Source organism: Paenibacillus marinisediminis (assembly GCF_054343325.1).
Genome location: NZ_JBTGUH010000004.1, coordinates 253,662 through 270,229, shown reverse-complemented (window position 1 = coordinate 270,229; position 16,568 = coordinate 253,662). Strand labels below are relative to the sequence as shown.

Genomic DNA, 16,568 nt, shown 5'->3' with positions numbered 1-16,568 from the left:
AATAAATAAGCCGGCTTGGCACTAACAGTGCTAAGCCGGCTTATTGTATATGAGCTTCCGAATCCAGTTGAGGTATGCGGGAGCTTGAATACAGAAACAGCTATTATTTGAGCATTACAGCAATTTCACTAGGAGTTAAGCGATTGCCTACAAAGAAGGAACCGAATTCTCCAAAACGTGCGCTTACTTCATCGAAACGCATCTCATAAACAAGCTTTTTGAATTGCAGTGGATCATCACTGAACAGCGTTACGCCCCATTCCCAATCGTCAAAGCCTACGGAACCGGTAATGATCTGCTTAACTTTGCCGGCGTAGCCTCGTCCGATCATGCCGTGACTGCGCATCATCTCGCGGCGTTCCTCCATGGACAGCATATACCAGTTATCCTGCAGGTCACGTTTCTTATTCATCGGATAGAAGCAGATATGCTTCGTCTTAGGCAGTATCGGCTTCAGGCGGGCAACTACTTCTGGAATCTGCATAGGATCAGCATCCGAGCCAGGCTTAGCCAAGTAATTGCTCAGCTCCACGACGCTGACATAGGAGTATGTCGGTATAGTATATTTAGCGAATAATGATTTATTGAATTCGTTCTCGAGCATGTTCAATTCCTCAAGACTTTCGCGGAGATGGAACATAACGAAATCTGCTTTCTGTCCAAGGATCGAGTAAACAGCGGTTGAACCTTGATTATCTTGTTCTTTTTGACTCCACGATTCCCACAGCGAATGGAGCTCATCGAGTGCATGAGCGCGTTCTTCGTTATCAGCCTTATTCCACATTGCCCAGTTTATGGAGCGGAAATCATGCAGGGCATACCATCCTTCGAGGGTTAAAGCCGCTTCATTCATAAAGGTGAGCCTCCAGTTATCACGATAATTTTGATCGATGTTCAATGTCCACATTGTAGCCTATTATTAGAGTGTGGAGCAACTCGGTATGAGAAATGTCACTGAATGTTCGTTGATTTTTCCATAGGCGGCAAGTAAACTTAGAATATTATTACAGGTAAAATATGAGAATTATGTATGATCAATGATGATTAAGATCAACGTGATTCATGAAGTCCGCAGCAAGCGGGGCGTTAGACGTGGGAAGGGGACAGGTTGTTATGGAAGGCTTAATTATGGCGTTTATATTAATGCTGCTATTTTTCGTTATGATGTTCGGCATTGGCTTTATCTTAAACATGCTCATGAAAACGACCTGGTTTCCAGTCGGACTCTTTGTAGTCGTCTTTATTCCGTTAACGGTATACATGATGTGGGATAGTGCTGAGTCATTAGCTGAGAATCTGCTCGGTTATGGTTTGTTTGATTATTTGACAGGACTAGCGGGCTTGATAGGAGCGCTAGTTAGCGGAATGACGATTAACACTTTGCGCAAGCGCGGGTTCAAGATGTTCTAAAAAGATTCGATGAAAGGCAAGTGTAAGAATGTTACGTTGAGAATTTGACCAATAAGCACAGTGTAGCATATACTAATGTTGAAACATCCACCATTCTGATGAAAGGCAAGGTACTCTGCCGATGCGCAATTAATCCAATCGATGACGACACAACAGAACGCGTATAATACGCGCCATGTAAATGATGTGAACGTTAAGAGAGGATTAGTCTGTCTATTTTCAGATATGCGCTAAGTGCAGTCCTGAACCAATTATCATGCTGGCAGTAACGTATGATCTTCATATGTTGTATGACGAGATCATATAGTTCGCTACGGTTATGTCTTAGTTAGCGAATGATCGCTGCTGATGACGGCAGGGCTTGGATGTTTGCACATGAGTACATATGTGTAAGTTGGAACAACAGACAATCCTCTCTGGGACTTGATGACCCGGGGAGGTTTTTTTATGTCTAGATGGATGCTTGAAATGAGACAACTGCGTATAAGCCATGCTGATCGGCTGATCGTGGATATACCAGAGACAATGACTTGTTATGAAGGAGAATGCATCGGCATTGTTGGAATGAATGGAGCGGGTAAATCATCACTGCTGCATGTGCTGGCGGGAACAGCGGAATCCGAGCGCGGAGAAGTGCTATTGAATGGAAGCTCAGTGCTGGTGAAGCAATGGGATGACCGTTCGGAGCTGCATGACCACTCACTGACCAATCTAAGTGGAGGAGAATGGACGAAGCATAAGCTTCACGAAGCGCTGAGAAGCAGTCCAGATATTCTGATGCTGGATGAGCCGACGAGCCATTTGGATATTGAGGGTATGGAAGAATTGGAGCGCCTTGTGCTGAAGCATCGCGGACTGGTGCTCATCATCTCGCATGACCGCGCGACGCTGGATCAATTGTGTACGAAGATATGGGAAGTGGAAAATGGTAAGCTGAAGGTATACTCAGCGACGCGTCCCGGCGCATACCGAGCGTATCAGGAGGAGAAGGAGCGCTTGTTCAAGGAACGAAGCCGTGCCTACGAGCAAGTGGAGGAGGAACGGCAGCGCTTGACGGAGACGCTTGTGGATAAGCGTGAGCAGGCGCGTGGCATGATGAAGAAGCCGAACACGAAGTCACTGAACAGCAAGGAGATTCGGATCGCTAAGCCTCACTTCAGCCACAAGCAGGCAAAGATGGATCGCGTAGCGGGCTCGATTCAGTCCCGCATAGAGCAGCTGCCGAAGCTGGAGCGGCCTTATGAGGAGCCAGTCGTTCGTTTCGACGTCGCGCTCCATGAGCAGGTGCGGAGCAAGGTTCTGCTGGAATGCGAAGCGCTCGGCATGGCCGTGAGCGGCGGCAAGTCGTTGACCGAGCCGACGTCCTTCCGCCTGCGCCCAGGCATGCGTGTGGCGGTGACGGGCCCGAACGGCTGCGGCAAGTCGACGCTGCTGCGCGTGCTGCTGGATGCCGCCGCACGTTCTATCGCGGAGGGCGGAGCCGTGTCCGCGGTATGGCCGGGTGAAGCGGGCATCGAGGTCAATGGCAGCGCGAAGGCCGCGCCGCGGGCGCGGCTCGGGTACTACGATCAGCAGCTGCAGGAGCTTGTGCCTGAGCGAAGCGCAGTCGAGAACGTGAAGCTGGCGAGCAAATATCCGGAGCACCTGATCCGCACCGCCTTGGCGCGCTTGAACTTGGCTGGGGACATGGCCCTCAAGCAAGTGAGTCTGCTGAGCGGCGGAGAACGAGTAAAGGTGCTCCTCATACGCTTGCTGCTAAGCGAAGCGAATGTGCTCGTCCTAGACGAGCCGACCAACTACCTCGATATTCATGCTCGCGAACGGCTGGAGGAGCTGCTGCTTGATTATCCAGGCACGCTCTTGTTCGTATCGCATGACCGTGTGTTTGTCGAGAAGATCGCGACGCACCGCCTAGATATGAGCGGCGCGAAGGCGGTGTTCGGTTCAATCGATACCGAAGCCCCGCTACAGAAGGGCAGCGCCGAGCGAGATCAAGCTCAGGCGGCATCGCCGATCAGCGATATCGATCGGCTTAGCTTCGAGCTGGCTTGGACCGCGCTATTGGCTAAGCTGTCCCAGCCCGGCATGTCAGATGAGCAGAAGGAAGAGCTGGAGCTTCAATTCCGTTCGATGGCCAAGGAGAGGGCAGAACGATTCGGCTAAGCACTCGCCAATAATATAATCAATTCAAGGCAACACTAAATCACAATTGTGGAACGTGTATGAAACATGACAACTGTATATTCACTCGAAGTCTCAGGAATGTTAAAAGGGTTAGTCTAGAAAGCGGAAGTTGGCTAGAGGCTTAGGAGGAGTTACGGCATGTTTGTTATACAAGGAAGCGCCCGAGATGGCGGCAACACAGAGAAGTTGACAGAGCTTCTGCTCGAAGGCATAGACAAGGAAACAATTCGCCTGCGTGAATATCATATGGAGCCGTTCATAGACAAGCGTCACGATCCTAACGGGTTTCCACAAGTGGAAGATGATTTGTCCAAGCTAATGCTTGCGATGATGGAGCATGACACGATTGTATTCGCAACACCGTTGTATTGGTATGGAATGTCCAGCCATATGAAGCTGTTTATTGATTATTGGACCCAATATTTGCGAGTTGAATCGATGCAGTTCAAGGAGCGGATGAGAGGCAAGAAGGCCTATGTCGTCGTTGTAGGCGGACCGAAGGCTAAGATGACGGGTCTTGCGCTCATTCAGCAGTTCCGCCACATCTTTGACTTCATGGGCATGAGCTTCGAAGGATGGATCATCGGTCGCGGCACAAGGCCGGATGATATATTGACAGATAGTCAGACGATAGCTGAGGTTAAATCGTTGAACGAGGAGCTTCGGCGATTGTACAATACTTAAATGATAAGCTGACAGCATTAGGGCATATTCGACGGTTTACCACCATTTTGTCGGACGAATATGCCCTCTTTATGTTACAATAGGTGCACTATACTATGAATTGAAAGGGGAGTCGACAAGCTGGTGCGGATGTCGAATTTGTTTTATTTTACGGAGCATCATCGTTACACCGTATATCGGGATTTCTGCATGAGCGAGCTGGATCAGAAGATGCTCTCCCATGTCTACCAACCGATGGTTGGGGCATTCGCGATTGGTTTGTACCGCCTTCTCTATCAGCATATATCTTCTGATGTTGTAGGCTTCTCAGGTATGGATTCACAGCGCAAGCTGTTCTTGCTGCTCGGCCTAGAACCGAGCGAGAAGGGACGAACCTACTTTATCGAGCAGACGTCTAAGCTGGAGGCGGTAGGTCTCCTGCAGACCTCGCGAATCATGCAGCCTGAGACGGACGATTACATGTTCGAATATGAGATCCAAGCGCCGCTTAAGCCGAGTGAGTTCTTCGATACGCAGCACTTAACGCTGCTGCTGAGAGATAAAGTGGGCAAATATGTCGTGCTGGAGCTGCGCGAGCAATTTATGACGAAGGAGCCTGTGCCGTATGATACGGACTCCGTCAATCGAGAGAACATCTCGGTGCCGTTCTATGAATTGTTCAGGCTGAATACGCAAGTTATTGATTATGAGCTGGAACAGGCGCTGCAAGAGGTCGCTCCACACAAGCGCACGAAGCTGGGAGCGGACGATGCTTCAGCTAATGCGTTGAATTACTCTGATATCATTACTCGTTTTCCGAAGTATTCCTATAATCGAGCTTACGTGGAACGTTTGCGTTATGACAGGGAAGGCATGGCGATCCTGAACCATGTTTCGAATAAATTTGAACTAACGCCGCAGGAATTGTGCCGCCTTCTTGATGAAGACGGCGTCTTTGATGCTGCGGACGGCAAGCTTCTGCTGGACGAGCTTCAGCACCGCGCGCATCTGCATTTCAGACAGAATAAGCGCCGTGATGAATGGAGAGAGCGGGAACAGCAGAAGATTCAGACTAGATTGCAAAATGAGGATACAACTGAAGCTAAGAAGGACGATGCGCCGGAAGTAGCCGTTCAAATGGAGTTCTATCTGGAGGTACCGCCTCAATTCTCGGGCAAATGCGATATTCATCAATACAACATGATGCTGCGCAATACGCCGTATACGAGGATGCTGGAGAAGTTCTTCCCAGGAGCGGTTCCGGATTCCTTCATGGATATGTTTACGAAGATGGATCTGAACTACAAGATGTCGGACGAAGTGATCAATGTCCTTATTCATTATTTGATGATGCTGCTGGCACAAGGCTCGAATCAGCGGCTCAACCGCAATTTTGTCGAACAGATCGTATCGAATATGCTGCTCAAGCAGGTTAAGACATATGAGGAAGCCGTTCAATATATTCGGACACAAGCTCAAGTAGCTACAGAGAAGCAGGAACGTGAACAAGGCGGCGCAACTGCTAATGGCAGGGGCGGCAGACCGCGAACGAATAACAGCCGTTATGCCAAGTCTCAGAAGCCGGTCATACCGATTGCGCAGCCTTCAAGCGAGAAGCCAGCTCTATCGCAGGATGATCTGGATCGAGCGTTGGAATTGGCACGGCGTCTTGACGCTGGTCGAAAGAGCAAATAAGGTAGAAGCGATAGAACAACATATTAAGTTGCGAGGATAGAAGAAGGAGGTGCAGCCCATGGAATCGTTGGGAGATGTGTTAAAGCAGCTACCGCTGAATAAGCGACGTGCGGATGCGGAACAGAAGATGGCTGAACTGCTGCGTCATCCGCTGATCGTGCAATTTTGCTCGGAACATTCAGAGGTGAGTGAACGCGACCTCAAGCTTAATCTCAATAAGCTGTATCAATACGTGAAGGAACAGGATCATTGCGCGAATTGCCCAGGGCTGGAACGCTGTCCGAACGACTTCCAGGGTCACTTCACGAAGCTGAATGCGGAGTCCGTGAATGGGATTACCATCATCGATGATCGGAAGGCACCGTGTCAGAAGCTGTTGACTCATGAGAGACAGCAAGCAGTATACAATCGCGTTCGTTCCTTCCATGTGGATGAAATGGCGTTGAAGCAGGGATATTCTGCAGAAGAAATCATTAAACGGGATTATGAACGGGTTCAAGCTGTAACAGCCATTATGCAATACGTAGAAGATGTGAAAGAGAAGGGATTGACAGCGGAGGGACTGTACCTCGTAGGCGGCTTCGGTACCGGCAAGACGTTCTTAATGAGCTATATGCTGTATGAGCTTGCTAGAGCAGAGCATACAGGAGTCATCGTGTATATGCCGGAGTTCGTTGAGGATCTGAAGTCGATGTTCCAAGAGCCGAAGAAGCTTCATGACACACTAGATATGCTCAAAGAAGCCGATCTGCTCGTGTTCGATGATATCGGTGCGGAAAATATGACTCCGTGGATACGCGATCATGTGCTGGGTTCGATCCTTAATCATCGAATGAATCGCAAGCCGACGTTCTACACGTCTAATTACGATCTGGATGCGCTGCTGAAGCATTTTAGCTATACGCGTGAAGGCGAGGACGTACATAAGGCGGAGCGATTGATGAATCGCATCAAGCCGTATGTGAAGGTCGTTGAGGTGTTGGGTAGAAACAAACGGGAATAGCGTTGCAGTACAATACAACCCTTATTCGCAAAGAAGTCCGGTCATCTCCATTCAGGAAATGATCGGACTTCTTATGTATTGGCTTGTCGGAGAAATCATGAGGACATGATGAACTTGACGATCACCATTCCAAAGAAGACGACGGTCATGAATACAAACATCGCCGTGAAGCCGACCATTAAGTCGCCCAAGTCGTCGCGCGGCTCTTCATTCACGTGCTCACGAGGGTCAAGCGTTCTCGCTTCCATAGCTAGTCCTCCAATCTCATTATGTCCTAGTGGCAGATGTTTTCTTGCCAGTTGGGACAGGCAAATTTAGCCAATTATCGTATTCAGTATAACGAATCTGTCATAGAATTGTAAAGATTAGGTATGGCAACTCTGTGACAAATCAAAGACAAATTTTAAAGGAACGATGACGCATAAAACAAGAAGTTGTGGTATACTTTACATGTTGACTCAGAATTATTAGCTCTACAATATAAGGAGGAACTTTCTCATGGCAATCGTACACGTAACTGACCAATCCTTCAGCTCCGACGTGGACAACAAACAAGGTGTAGTATTGGTTGATTTCTGGGCTCCGTGGTGTGGACCTTGTAAAGCACTTGCTCCAATTCTTGATGAACTGGATAGCGATATTGCAGGTCAAGCAACAATTGCAAAAGTCAATGTTGACGAAAACCCAGAATCCGCTTCCCGTTTCGGGGTAATGAGCATTCCAACAATCATCGTGTTTAAAGATGGTCAGCCAGTTGATAAGGTCGTTGGCTTGAACTCCAAGGATGCATTGAAGAACTTGGTAGCTAAACATCAATAATCAATAAGATGCAGCTTGCCTTATGGCAATTGTAAGAACCCAGCACCGCTATAGGTGTTGGGTTCTTTTGCAATATAGGAACATATAGTCGAAATTACCGTATACCTCAACCATGATTTTTGCTGAATGAGCGATCTGTCAGCCTTTTGCTTTTTGGAGTGCTGCGGTTACAATAGAAGAGATGAACGGAATGCTGAGCGGCAGCTTACAGTCGTAATAGAATGCCGAAGCGGTGATAGGAGGAGACCGGTGAATAAAGATAAGCATAATAAGCCGCCAAGTACGGAAGATCTTCAGATCATCGAGAAGCCGCCCATCATGAATATGAAGTCTGAAAAGTGGAAGGCGCGCTGGAACGAACGCTATGGAGCGGAGCAGGATCTGGGACATGAACCAACAGCTGAAGAGATTGCAGAACGAGATGAAGCGCTCGAGCGCATTCGGCATAAGCTAGCGTTGCTGCCTGATCTGCCTGGCTGCTACCTGATGAAGAATCAGGAAGGTACCATTATCTATGTGGGGAAAGCTAAGATACTGAAGAACCGAGTACGTTCCTACTTCTCAGGAAGTCATGATGGCAAGACACAACGGCTTGTCTCGGAGATTAGAGACTTTGAATATATAGTAACAGCGAGCAACATGGAAGCACTCATTCTGGAATGCAATCTGATTAAGAAGCATCATCCGCGTTACAATGTGCTGTTAAAGGACGACAAGAGCTTTCCTTATATTAAAATAACGAACGAGAAGCACCCAAGGCTGGAGGTTACGCGTCGAGTGTTGAAGGATAAAGCCAAGTATTTTGGACCATATCCGAATGCTTACGCTGCGCAGCAGACGAAGAAGCTGCTCGATCGTTTGTATCCGCTGCGCAAATGCAGCACGATGCCCGATCGCGTCTGCCTGTATTATCATATCGGGCAATGCCTGGCGCCTTGCGAATATGAAGTAACCGCAGAGCAATATGATGCGATGACGCGGGAGATTGCCAAGTTCTTAAGCGGCGGACATGAGGAGATTAAGAAGGAGCTCCAGCGGAAGATGGAAGAGGCCGCGGAGGAGCTTCAGTTTGAGCGCGCGAAGGAATATCGCGATCAGCTGATGGCCATTGACGCGATCATGGAGAAGCAGAAGATTAATACAGCGGATCAGCTTGATCGAGACGTATTCGGCTTCGCGGTCGATAAGGGCTGGATGTGCGTTCAGATTCTATACATGCGTCAAGGCAAGATGATCGAGCGGCACGCTACCAAGTTCCCTTATTATGGCGCCGCTTATGATGACTTTATGTCTTTCGTAGCGCAGTATTATAGCGACAACCCGGCACTGCCGAAAGAAATTATGCTGCCGCTTGATGTGACGGAGCAAGGAACGGACGAAGCAACAACAGCGGTCTCTGACCATATCGACATTCATGGCACTGAAGACGGTCAAGATCATCCCGATCCTCAGGATGAGGCTCATGAAGATGAGCAGAATCGCTTCGGAGCGGATGCGCTGCAGCAATGGCTGAAGGTCAAAGTTGTGATTCCAAAGCGCGGCTTGAAGAAGCAGATGGTCACGATGGCGATGGACAATGCGCGAGTGACACTCGAGGAAAAGTTCAAGCTCATCGAGCGCGATGAAGATCGGACCGCCCGTGCGGCTGAACGGCTTGGAGAAGCGCTTGGAGTTGCTTCAGCACGCCGGATTGAGGCGTTCGACAACTCGAACATCCAAGGCTCAGACCCCGTATCCGCTATGGTCGTATTCATTGATGGCAAGCCCGCGAAGAAGGAGTACCGCAAATATAAAGTGCGGACTGTACAAGGACCAGATGATTATGAGACCATGCGCGAAGTCATTCGTCGACGGTATGAGCGCGTATTGAAGGAAGGCCTGGAGAAGCCGGACATCATTGTGGTCGATGGCGGCAAGGGACAGATGGCGGTAGCCATAGACGTCCTAGAGAATGAATTGGGGCTGGCGATTCCAGTGTGCGGCCTTGTGAAGGACGTCAAACATAAGACCGCGCAGCTTATGGCTGGCGATCCGCCGCAGGAAGTCAATCTGCCTCGTGACAGCCAAGAATTCTATCTGCTGCAGCGTATTCAGGAGGAAGTGCATCGCTTCGCGATCACTTTCCATAGGGAACGGCGAGCGAAGTCTATGGTCGTCTCCGCGTTGGATGCGATTCCGGGGATCGGCGAGAAGCGGCGCAAGATGCTGCTGAAGCACTTTGGGTCGCTCAAGAAGATTCGTGAGGCTTCTATCGAGGACTTCCGTGAAGTTAGCATAGGTGAGCAGTTGGCGCGAACTATATTATCACATCTGAGAGATGAGGATCAGTCAGCAGAAGCAGAACATGATGAGATCGAAGGCATCGATGGCGATAAAGAATAAATAAGAGGCACTTGTTGGAATACTTATGAATAGTAGTCCAGCTAGTGCCTCAATTGTTTATGGGACAGAATATTTGGCCGTTTTGCGATTGCTGTGCAGTGCTGCTAAGCCATACGCAACTGTAGCTGGCAGCAGTAAATATATGATTCCGAATGTAATGCCCGGAATGGAGCGCTCCAGGAAAAGGGACATCACCATCAGCAGCGTATCGAGCATAAGATGGGCGCTGACGGCTGTCCAGAAGCCGTACCGAACCATGATCCATACGAAGACGAAGCCGATAATCATCAATTCTATTGGTCTGGAGTAGAAAGGGTATATAGGATACATCACATGTCCTGCGGCCCAGACGAAAGTAGGGATGATGGCAGCAACCCAAGTGTTTGGGATCCATCTTCTCAGCAGCCCTACGCCGAATAAACGGTAGAATCCTTCTTCAGAGATCGCGGCCACCCATGCGAGCAAGGGGTACATGTACATATAAGTCAGATTCAATGGAGAAGAGCTCGAATCCGTTGAGCTCCAGGCATCGACTCCAAGCTCCAGCAAGGTGAATATAATCGTCTGCATGCCGAGCAGTATTCCTGCCCAGCATAATCCGTTCCAGAAGGCATTCACTATCGCGGATCCAAAGTCGGGATGTCTCCATGTTGGCAGCAAATTAGTTTTGAGGCTGCGTCTCCACAGCGCGCGTCCTGTGACCAGGGCCAGGTATAACGTTATTCCACCCTGTACGACAACCATTGCGGACTGCAGATATAAGGCGTTCTTTATATCGCCCGTTGTAACAGGTACTTTCTGTTCCAGCATGACATAGCTGGGCAGGGCGTTCCACGAGTGGACGATAGACAATCCGCAGGATATGACAGCAAGCAGTATGATCGTCCGGGAACCGAAATGTATCGTATGTCGATAGATTACAGCGCACACTACCGCTGCAATCCCCATAATAAGTGACATTAGCTGATAGGCGTAGTTTAGCATCTTCTCTGCTGAGTCCTGCTGGTGCACCATTTCTGAAGCATATGCAATCGGTACATTCCATACTGGTCGAAGGCTGGTTATGTAGTCTCCAGACCATGTGGCAACTAGCTCCAACGAGGCATCGCCTACTTTGGCAGCAGGCACAAGGTATCGGATCTCGTTCGGATTCGTGGCTGACACCGGCATTCGCCGTACTTGGGCATCTGTGTACCCGAGCTCGCGAACAGCTTCATCCGTCCGAGCGGCCTTATCAGCCTCGCTAAGGTTAGATGAACTAGAAGGCATGTCAGTCGTTCGGGTCTGATAACCTACCAGCTTACCGCTAGTCATGTGCAGATCTACGATGGTGTATTCCAGATCATTCAGATAGCCTCTTCTCATCAAGACACGGTAGTAGTCGTACGGAGCCAGCTTGTCCCAAGGCTCATAGCTCTCGTTCAATTGTTCTTTGCTTACATAGCCGGATAAGAGCTGATTCGTCTCATATATGACGGCTGTTTCCACTGGTTTATAGGACTGTCTTCCCGAGGCGAATGCCTCATCTGCATAAACCTTATATGCGAGGTTCAAAGCTTCTTGCTTCGTGAGGGGCTTGGCGAGTGCTTCTTCACTGCCAGATGCAATGGGAGCTATGACTTGAAATGCCAAGAAGATCATAAACCCGATCACGGAGCAAACGATTGCAAGTCTTGAGACAGTTCTCTGATGCAAAGGCGCAGTAACGGATGCTTGTGCAAAGTGAGAAGACAAGGGAATCCCCCTCTATCGTGGAATGGTCTTATAATGATTGTATATCTGATCATAGCCGCTTATGTTTCATTTGAAAAGGACAAGGTTATCGAAATTATAATGCAACGTCAAGAAAATGGGCGTGACACTGATGCATTGCATGAAAACATTCTAATGTAAACGCTCTTAGTCCCTAATTCGGCGGCATTTCCAATGAATTTGCCAGTATATTGACTTTGTAAGTGCTCGTATAAACGTATATAATCATCTCGTTATGAATTGTATAGAGCCGAGTTTCGCGCAAGCGAAAGCGGGGGAACCGATATTTGGGGTGAATTTCGCAATGTGTTGCAGTCTTAGAGCATAAGCTGTACACGCTGCGAATAGGGCAACTTGACGTGCCCGAATCCGTCAGCTAACCTCGTAGGCGAGCACGTCAGGAAACCAGACAGCATTGGTATTCCGATGCTTTTTTTTATGAATTTTTTTAGAGGTGGGCACAGCAAGTGAAAAAGATTGAGCTATTACGACCATGGAGGCTAACTCCGGCGCGCATATTGGCAGTGGGATTCGCTGCAATCATTTTGTTAGGCTCATTTCTTCTGATGCTCCCCATATCAAATGTTGACGGTAAACCGCTCCAATTTATCGATGCATTGTTCACAGCGACGTCTGCGACATGTGTTACGGGATTGGTTGTCGTTGATACGGGGTCGCACTTTACCATGTTCGGACAGATCGTCATCTTGTGTCTCATTCAGATCGGTGGTTTGGGATTCATGACGATGGCGACGTTGTTCGCACTCGTATTCAAGAAGAAGATATCGTTGAAGGAAAGGCTGATCTTGCAGGAAGCGCTGAATCAGGGCTCGATGGAAGGTATCGTTCGTCTTATCCGCAAAGTGCTGCTGTATTCTCTCATCATTGAAGGTTCAGCCGCTATGTTGTTTGCTCTGCGTTGGTCGATGGATATGCCTTTTGGACAGGCGCTGTACTTTGGGATATTTCACGGGATATCCTTTTTCAATAATGCGGGCTTCGATATATTCGGGATGACAGCAAGCGGACCGTTCTCCAGCTTGACCAGCTATGTCAATGATCCTCTCACTAACATCGTAGCGATGTTCCTGATTGTATCGGGAGGTATAGGATTTATCGTAATATCCGATCTGGTTGATTATCACAAGACGAAGCGATTGTCGCTTCATACGAAGGTTGTACTATATACAACTGGCTTCTTAATCGTATTCGGGGCGCTTGTCATCTTCTTATTCGAATATTCGAATCCAAACACGATGGGGGATATGAACTTCTTCGAGAAGATATTAGCTTCGTTCTTTCAATCGGTTTCACCACGTACAGCAGGGGTCAATACGGTTGATATTGCCGGCCTGCGGCAGGCAACTCAATTTTTCATAGTCATTCTCATGTTTATCGGTGCGTCACCAGGCTCGACGGGCGGCGGGATCAAGACGACGACATTTGCGATACTATTCGGGGCGGTCGTCTCGATGATTCGCGGCAAGGAAGATATCGTGATGTTCAAGCATCGCTTGGCAAAGGACCGATTGAATAAAGCACTCACTTTAATATTGATAGCGTTGGGTTTGGTCATTACCGTATCCATGATCTTGTCAACGACAGAGGATTTTGATTTTCTTGAGATCTTGTTCGAAACAACTTCTGCATTCGGTACTGTAGGTTTGACTATGGGTATCACTAGCGAGCTTTCGAGCATCGGGAAGCTGTTGATTGCGTTGACGATGTTTATCGGCCGTTTAGGCCCGTTAACACTTGCATATGCGTTAGGACCGAAGACGGAACGTGAATTGTACCGTCATCCAGAAGGAAAGATAACGATAGGTTAACAACAAAGGGGATAGTATCGAAAATGGATGTGCAGCAGTATGCCGTCATAGGGATGGGACGGTTCGGTTCCAGCTTGGCTGAAGAATTGATGAAGCTTGGTCATCAGGTCTTGGGAATAGACAAGGATGAAGAAGTTATTGATGAAATGAACAATGTGGTAACACATGCAGTTGTTGCTGACGCGACGGATGAGGAAGTGCTTCGTTCGCTCGGTATTCGCAACTTTGACTGTGTTGTTGTAGCTATAGGCAATGATATCCAAACGAGCATACTGGTTAGTATTCAGGTGAAGGAGCTGGGTGTCAAGAAAGTAGTTGCTAAGGCGCTGTCTGATCTGCATGGCCGAGTTCTGGAGCGGCTTGGAGTCGACCGAATTATTTATCCGGAACGGGATATGGGCATTCGGGTTGCGCACCATCTCGTATCACCTAATCTTCTTGATTATATTGAGCTGTCCAAGGATTATACGATCGCAGAGCTTAATGTACCGAGTTGCTTGAATGGTATCACACTGCGTGAGCTGAACTCGCGCGTACGTTTCGGCTGCAGTATCGTAGCCTTGAATAAATCCAATGGCATTATAGTTGCTCCAACCGCGGATGATGTGTTGACAGAGAATGATGTTATGGTTATGATCGGCACTAATTTGCAAATTGAACAGTTTGAAGAAAAGTTTACAGATCATCGGAAATTTTAATTATACTACAGCCCTAAGCAGGCTCTTGAAGAATAGTCAGGAGCATCGCTTAGGGCTTTTATTGTGTTGCAGCGCTTATAAGTGTCTCTAGCTAAAAATTACGATTGTGTGTACATGTATTAAGCTCCGATCAAAATGGTTAATGAGAATTATAGCCATTAGGACAAAGATGCTTAATGAAATGATCGCAAGCTGATCACCAGCTTGTTATTCGTTTATTATTCGCTTGGCGTCATTATTTCGTTCCGACCAATTGCTGTAGAGCGCAGCATCCAACAAGAACTGTTTGACTTCATTCGAGAAGGAGGCTTGTTCGGAGTATACAAGCGATGTTATTCGCTCCGTCTGCTCAAGCTCCTGCAGATAGACCGTGCGCAGTCCGCTGTTGCTGATCCATTCCTCGCGAAGATAGGACTTGGGGAGCAGCGTGGCTGCTTCGCAGGTGTGCAACAGCCGAACGATAGCTTCGAAGGAATCGATCTCCATCCGAATATCGGGCATGATGCGATAGCGGCGGAATAGATCATCGATCAGCTTGCGGTACCAGGTGCCATTGGAGAACAGCAGCATCGGCAATCCGTTGAGATGGGCCATCGTCCAGTCTTGCAGATCGTACCATTCATGGTTGCTCGGAACGACCAGCATAAGGTGATCAGACAGCAGAGGAATCGACACGAGCCCGTGTTCACGAATCTCATCTGCCACGATGCCGAAATCAACCTCCTGCTCCTTGATCAAAGAAATGATCTCATGTGTTTTACCGGTTACCGTCTTGAGCTGTGCCTTGGGCATATGATCCTTGAAGATCGAAACAAAGAACGGCAATGTCGTTTGTAGTGTAGTTAGACTGGCTCCAATCGTGACGTTTGCTTGACTTTCAGCTTTATAAGCGGCTAATGATCTCATGAAGCCGAGTTGTCGCGTACGAATATCCAGCGCAAAGTCATAGGTTATTCGTCCAGCCTTCGTTAGCTCAAGCCGCTTGCCATTGCGCAGGAACAACTCCACACCGAGGTCCTGCTCTAATCGTGAAATTTGCCTAGACAGTGCAGGCTGCGAGATATTAAGACGTTTAGCGGCTTGATTCAAGCTTGTACATTCTACTACTGTGGCGAATGACTCTAAAAGATCAAGCATAGGTGTTGTCCTCCTAGGTAGTCAGTAAGAGAAATCTAATATTTATGCGTTTTAGTTATAAAAATTATAATAATATTGCAATTCCATTATAAGCTTTGAAGGAGTAATATGGAAGTGTCACAACTTAGTCACACAAAAAAAGAGAGCGCTTGCAAATTTGTACACGGTTTGACATGAACCGATATGATTTCTTAAAAATTTTGCTATTTCTTTGGTGACAAATGATTGACGCTTTCGACAAGCACAGGTAAAATGAGGATGCTTCACTACCAAAATTTTCTGGTATGTATGAGAAGGGGGAAATGAGACACCTATGAAACGGGGCTATTTTTACTCAAGGAAGATGCACTCGCTGCTCGGGGTAATCCCGCTGGGGTTGTTCCTACTGGAGCACATGATTACGAACTTTTCAGCGTTTGACGGCGGCAAGGAAGCGTTCCAGTCAAGCGTAAAGTTTTTGAATGAACTGCCGCTTCTATTTTTCTTGGAATTATTGTTTATTTGGCTGCCACTCCTATATCACGGTGTATACGGGTTGTATATCGCATACACGGCCCGCAACAATGTGGGCAATCACAACTATGGACGCAATTTCGCGTTCATGATGCAGCGCATTACGGGGGTTATCACGTTTATCTTTGTAACATGGCATCTCTATCAAACTCGCTTCCAGATTGCAATGGGCACGGTTACACATGAAGAGTTGGGTACTCATATGAATGCGATCGTGACACAACCGGTCATGTTCATTGTTTATATCATAGGTGTTGTCGCTGCTTCATACCATTTTGCCAACGGACTATGGGCATTCTTTGTGAGCTGGGGCATTACAGTCGGACCGCGTGCTCAGAAGGTTTCAGCAAAGATCAGCATGGGGTTATTTGTGTTAATGTCAGTGTTGTTCATACTTTCATTGTTTGGCTTCCGCAGCGAGCAATTTGAAGCAGCACAAATGATTCAATCGATGCAATCGATAATCGGATAAGGAGGAAAACA

General features: G+C 47.9%; 14 protein-coding genes and 1 riboswitch. Of the genes, 10 read left to right on the top strand and 4 right to left on the bottom strand.

Annotation, left to right across the window (positions count from 1 at the left end):
- Positions 1–103 precede the first annotated feature (103 nt).
- Positions 104–853, bottom strand: a complete 750-nt coding sequence (gene hemQ / locus ACXX53_RS12380) for a hydrogen peroxide-dependent heme synthase (RefSeq protein ID WP_458568958.1) — start codon at positions 851–853, stop codon at positions 104–106.
- Between the two features lie 260 nt (positions 854–1,113).
- Between hemQ and ACXX53_RS12375 the strand changes: the two genes are divergently transcribed.
- The 5 genes from ACXX53_RS12375 to dnaI all read left to right on the top strand — a co-directional run bounded on the left by ACXX53_RS12375 (position 1,114) and on the right by dnaI (position 6,955).
- Complete coding sequence (locus tag ACXX53_RS12375; protein WP_458568957.1) at positions 1,114–1,410, top strand: YuiB family protein; 297 nt, start codon at positions 1,114–1,116, stop codon at positions 1,408–1,410.
- Between the two features lie 447 nt (positions 1,411–1,857).
- Positions 1,858–3,573: an ABC-F family ATP-binding cassette domain-containing protein gene (locus tag ACXX53_RS12370; protein ID WP_458568956.1), complete on the top strand. Its 1,716-nt coding sequence runs from the start codon at positions 1,858–1,860 to the stop codon at positions 3,571–3,573.
- Between the two features lie 159 nt (positions 3,574–3,732).
- On the top strand, positions 3,733–4,278 hold the full coding sequence (locus ACXX53_RS12365; protein ID WP_458568955.1) for a flavodoxin family protein: 546 nt from the start codon (positions 3,733–3,735) through the stop codon (positions 4,276–4,278).
- Positions 4,279–4,401: 123 nt separating this feature from the next.
- Positions 4,402–5,952 carry a DnaD domain protein gene (locus ACXX53_RS12360; protein WP_458568954.1) on the top strand — a complete coding sequence of 517 codons (1,551 nt, stop codon included), beginning with the start codon at positions 4,402–4,404 and terminating at the stop codon, positions 5,950–5,952.
- Between the two features lie 58 nt (positions 5,953–6,010).
- The gene (gene dnaI / locus ACXX53_RS12355) at positions 6,011–6,955 is read left to right on the top strand and encodes a primosomal protein DnaI (RefSeq protein WP_458568953.1); all 945 of its coding nucleotides are present in this window, start codon (positions 6,011–6,013) and stop codon (positions 6,953–6,955) included.
- Positions 6,956–7,050: 95 nt separating this feature from the next.
- Here dnaI and ACXX53_RS12350 read toward each other — a convergent pair whose 3' ends face one another.
- Positions 7,051–7,203, bottom strand: coding sequence for a YqzM family protein (locus ACXX53_RS12350; RefSeq protein WP_458568952.1), 153 nt, complete (start codon positions 7,201–7,203; stop codon positions 7,051–7,053).
- A gap of 250 nt (positions 7,204–7,453) precedes the next feature.
- Here ACXX53_RS12350 and trxA point away from each other — a divergent pair, with 250 nt between their 5' ends.
- On the top strand, positions 7,454–7,774 hold the full coding sequence (trxA, locus tag ACXX53_RS12345; RefSeq protein ID WP_458568951.1) for a thioredoxin: 321 nt from the start codon (positions 7,454–7,456) through the stop codon (positions 7,772–7,774).
- Between the two features lie 318 nt (positions 7,775–8,092).
- Positions 8,093–10,156 (top strand): excinuclease ABC subunit UvrC, encoded by a 2,064-nt coding sequence (uvrC, locus tag ACXX53_RS12340; protein WP_458569060.1) that lies wholly within the window; start codon positions 8,093–8,095, stop codon positions 10,154–10,156.
- A 57-nt stretch (positions 10,157–10,213) separates the two neighbouring features.
- Here uvrC and ACXX53_RS12335 read toward each other — a convergent pair whose 3' ends face one another.
- Complete coding sequence (locus ACXX53_RS12335; RefSeq protein WP_458568950.1) at positions 10,214–11,890, bottom strand: CPBP family intramembrane glutamic endopeptidase; 1,677 nt, start codon at positions 11,888–11,890, stop codon at positions 10,214–10,216.
- Positions 11,891–12,146: 256 nt separating this feature from the next.
- Positions 12,147–12,314: riboswitch (cyclic di-AMP (ydaO/yuaA leader) on the top strand.
- 70 nt (positions 12,315–12,384) lie between these two features.
- Here ACXX53_RS12335 and ACXX53_RS12330 point away from each other — a divergent pair.
- Both ACXX53_RS12330 and ACXX53_RS12325 read left to right on the top strand, forming a co-directional pair.
- A complete protein-coding gene (locus tag ACXX53_RS12330) occupies positions 12,385–13,737 on the top strand; it encodes a TrkH family potassium uptake protein (RefSeq protein ID WP_458569059.1) in 1,353 nt (450 codons plus the stop codon).
- 23 nt (positions 13,738–13,760) lie between these two features.
- Positions 13,761–14,435 carry a potassium channel family protein gene (locus ACXX53_RS12325; RefSeq protein WP_458568949.1) on the top strand — a complete coding sequence of 225 codons (675 nt, stop codon included), beginning with the start codon at positions 13,761–13,763 and terminating at the stop codon, positions 14,433–14,435.
- 207 nt (positions 14,436–14,642) lie between these two features.
- On the opposite strand, the gene ACXX53_RS12320 is transcribed toward ACXX53_RS12325, so the two are convergent.
- Entirely contained in the window at positions 14,643–15,572 is a 930-nt protein-coding gene (locus tag ACXX53_RS12320) for a LysR family transcriptional regulator (RefSeq protein WP_458568948.1), read from the bottom strand.
- Between the two features lie 313 nt (positions 15,573–15,885).
- Here ACXX53_RS12320 and ACXX53_RS12315 point away from each other — a divergent pair, with 313 nt between their 5' ends.
- On the top strand, positions 15,886–16,557 hold the full coding sequence (locus ACXX53_RS12315) for a succinate dehydrogenase cytochrome b558 subunit (protein WP_458568947.1): 672 nt from the start codon (positions 15,886–15,888) through the stop codon (positions 16,555–16,557).
- Positions 16,558–16,568 lie beyond the last annotated feature (11 nt).

Coding starts and splice junctions, on each gene's coding strand:
- ACXX53_RS12370 (WP_458568956.1), top strand. CDS start 1,858: ATGTCTAGATGGATGCTTGAAATGAGACAACTGCGTATAAGCCATGCT.
- uvrC (WP_458569060.1), top strand. CDS start 8,093: ATGAATATGAAGTCTGAAAAGTGGAAGGCGCGCTGGAACGAACGCTAT.
- ACXX53_RS12375 (WP_458568957.1), top strand. CDS start 1,114: ATGGAAGGCTTAATTATGGCGTTTATATTAATGCTGCTATTTTTCGTT.
- ACXX53_RS12350 (WP_458568952.1), bottom strand. CDS start 7,203: ATGGAAGCGAGAACGCTTGACCCTCGTGAGCACGTGAATGAAGAGCCG.
- ACXX53_RS12315 (WP_458568947.1), top strand. CDS start 15,886: ATGAAACGGGGCTATTTTTACTCAAGGAAGATGCACTCGCTGCTCGGG.
- hemQ (WP_458568958.1), bottom strand. CDS start 853: ATGAATGAAGCGGCTTTAACCCTCGAAGGATGGTATGCCCTGCATGAT.
- ACXX53_RS12365 (WP_458568955.1), top strand. CDS start 3,733: ATGTTTGTTATACAAGGAAGCGCCCGAGATGGCGGCAACACAGAGAAG.
- dnaI (WP_458568953.1), top strand. CDS start 6,011: ATGGAATCGTTGGGAGATGTGTTAAAGCAGCTACCGCTGAATAAGCGA.
- ACXX53_RS12320 (WP_458568948.1), bottom strand. CDS start 15,572: ATGCTTGATCTTTTAGAGTCATTCGCCACAGTAGTAGAATGTACAAGC.
- trxA (WP_458568951.1), top strand. CDS start 7,454: ATGGCAATCGTACACGTAACTGACCAATCCTTCAGCTCCGACGTGGAC.
- ACXX53_RS12325 (WP_458568949.1), top strand. CDS start 13,761: ATGGATGTGCAGCAGTATGCCGTCATAGGGATGGGACGGTTCGGTTCC.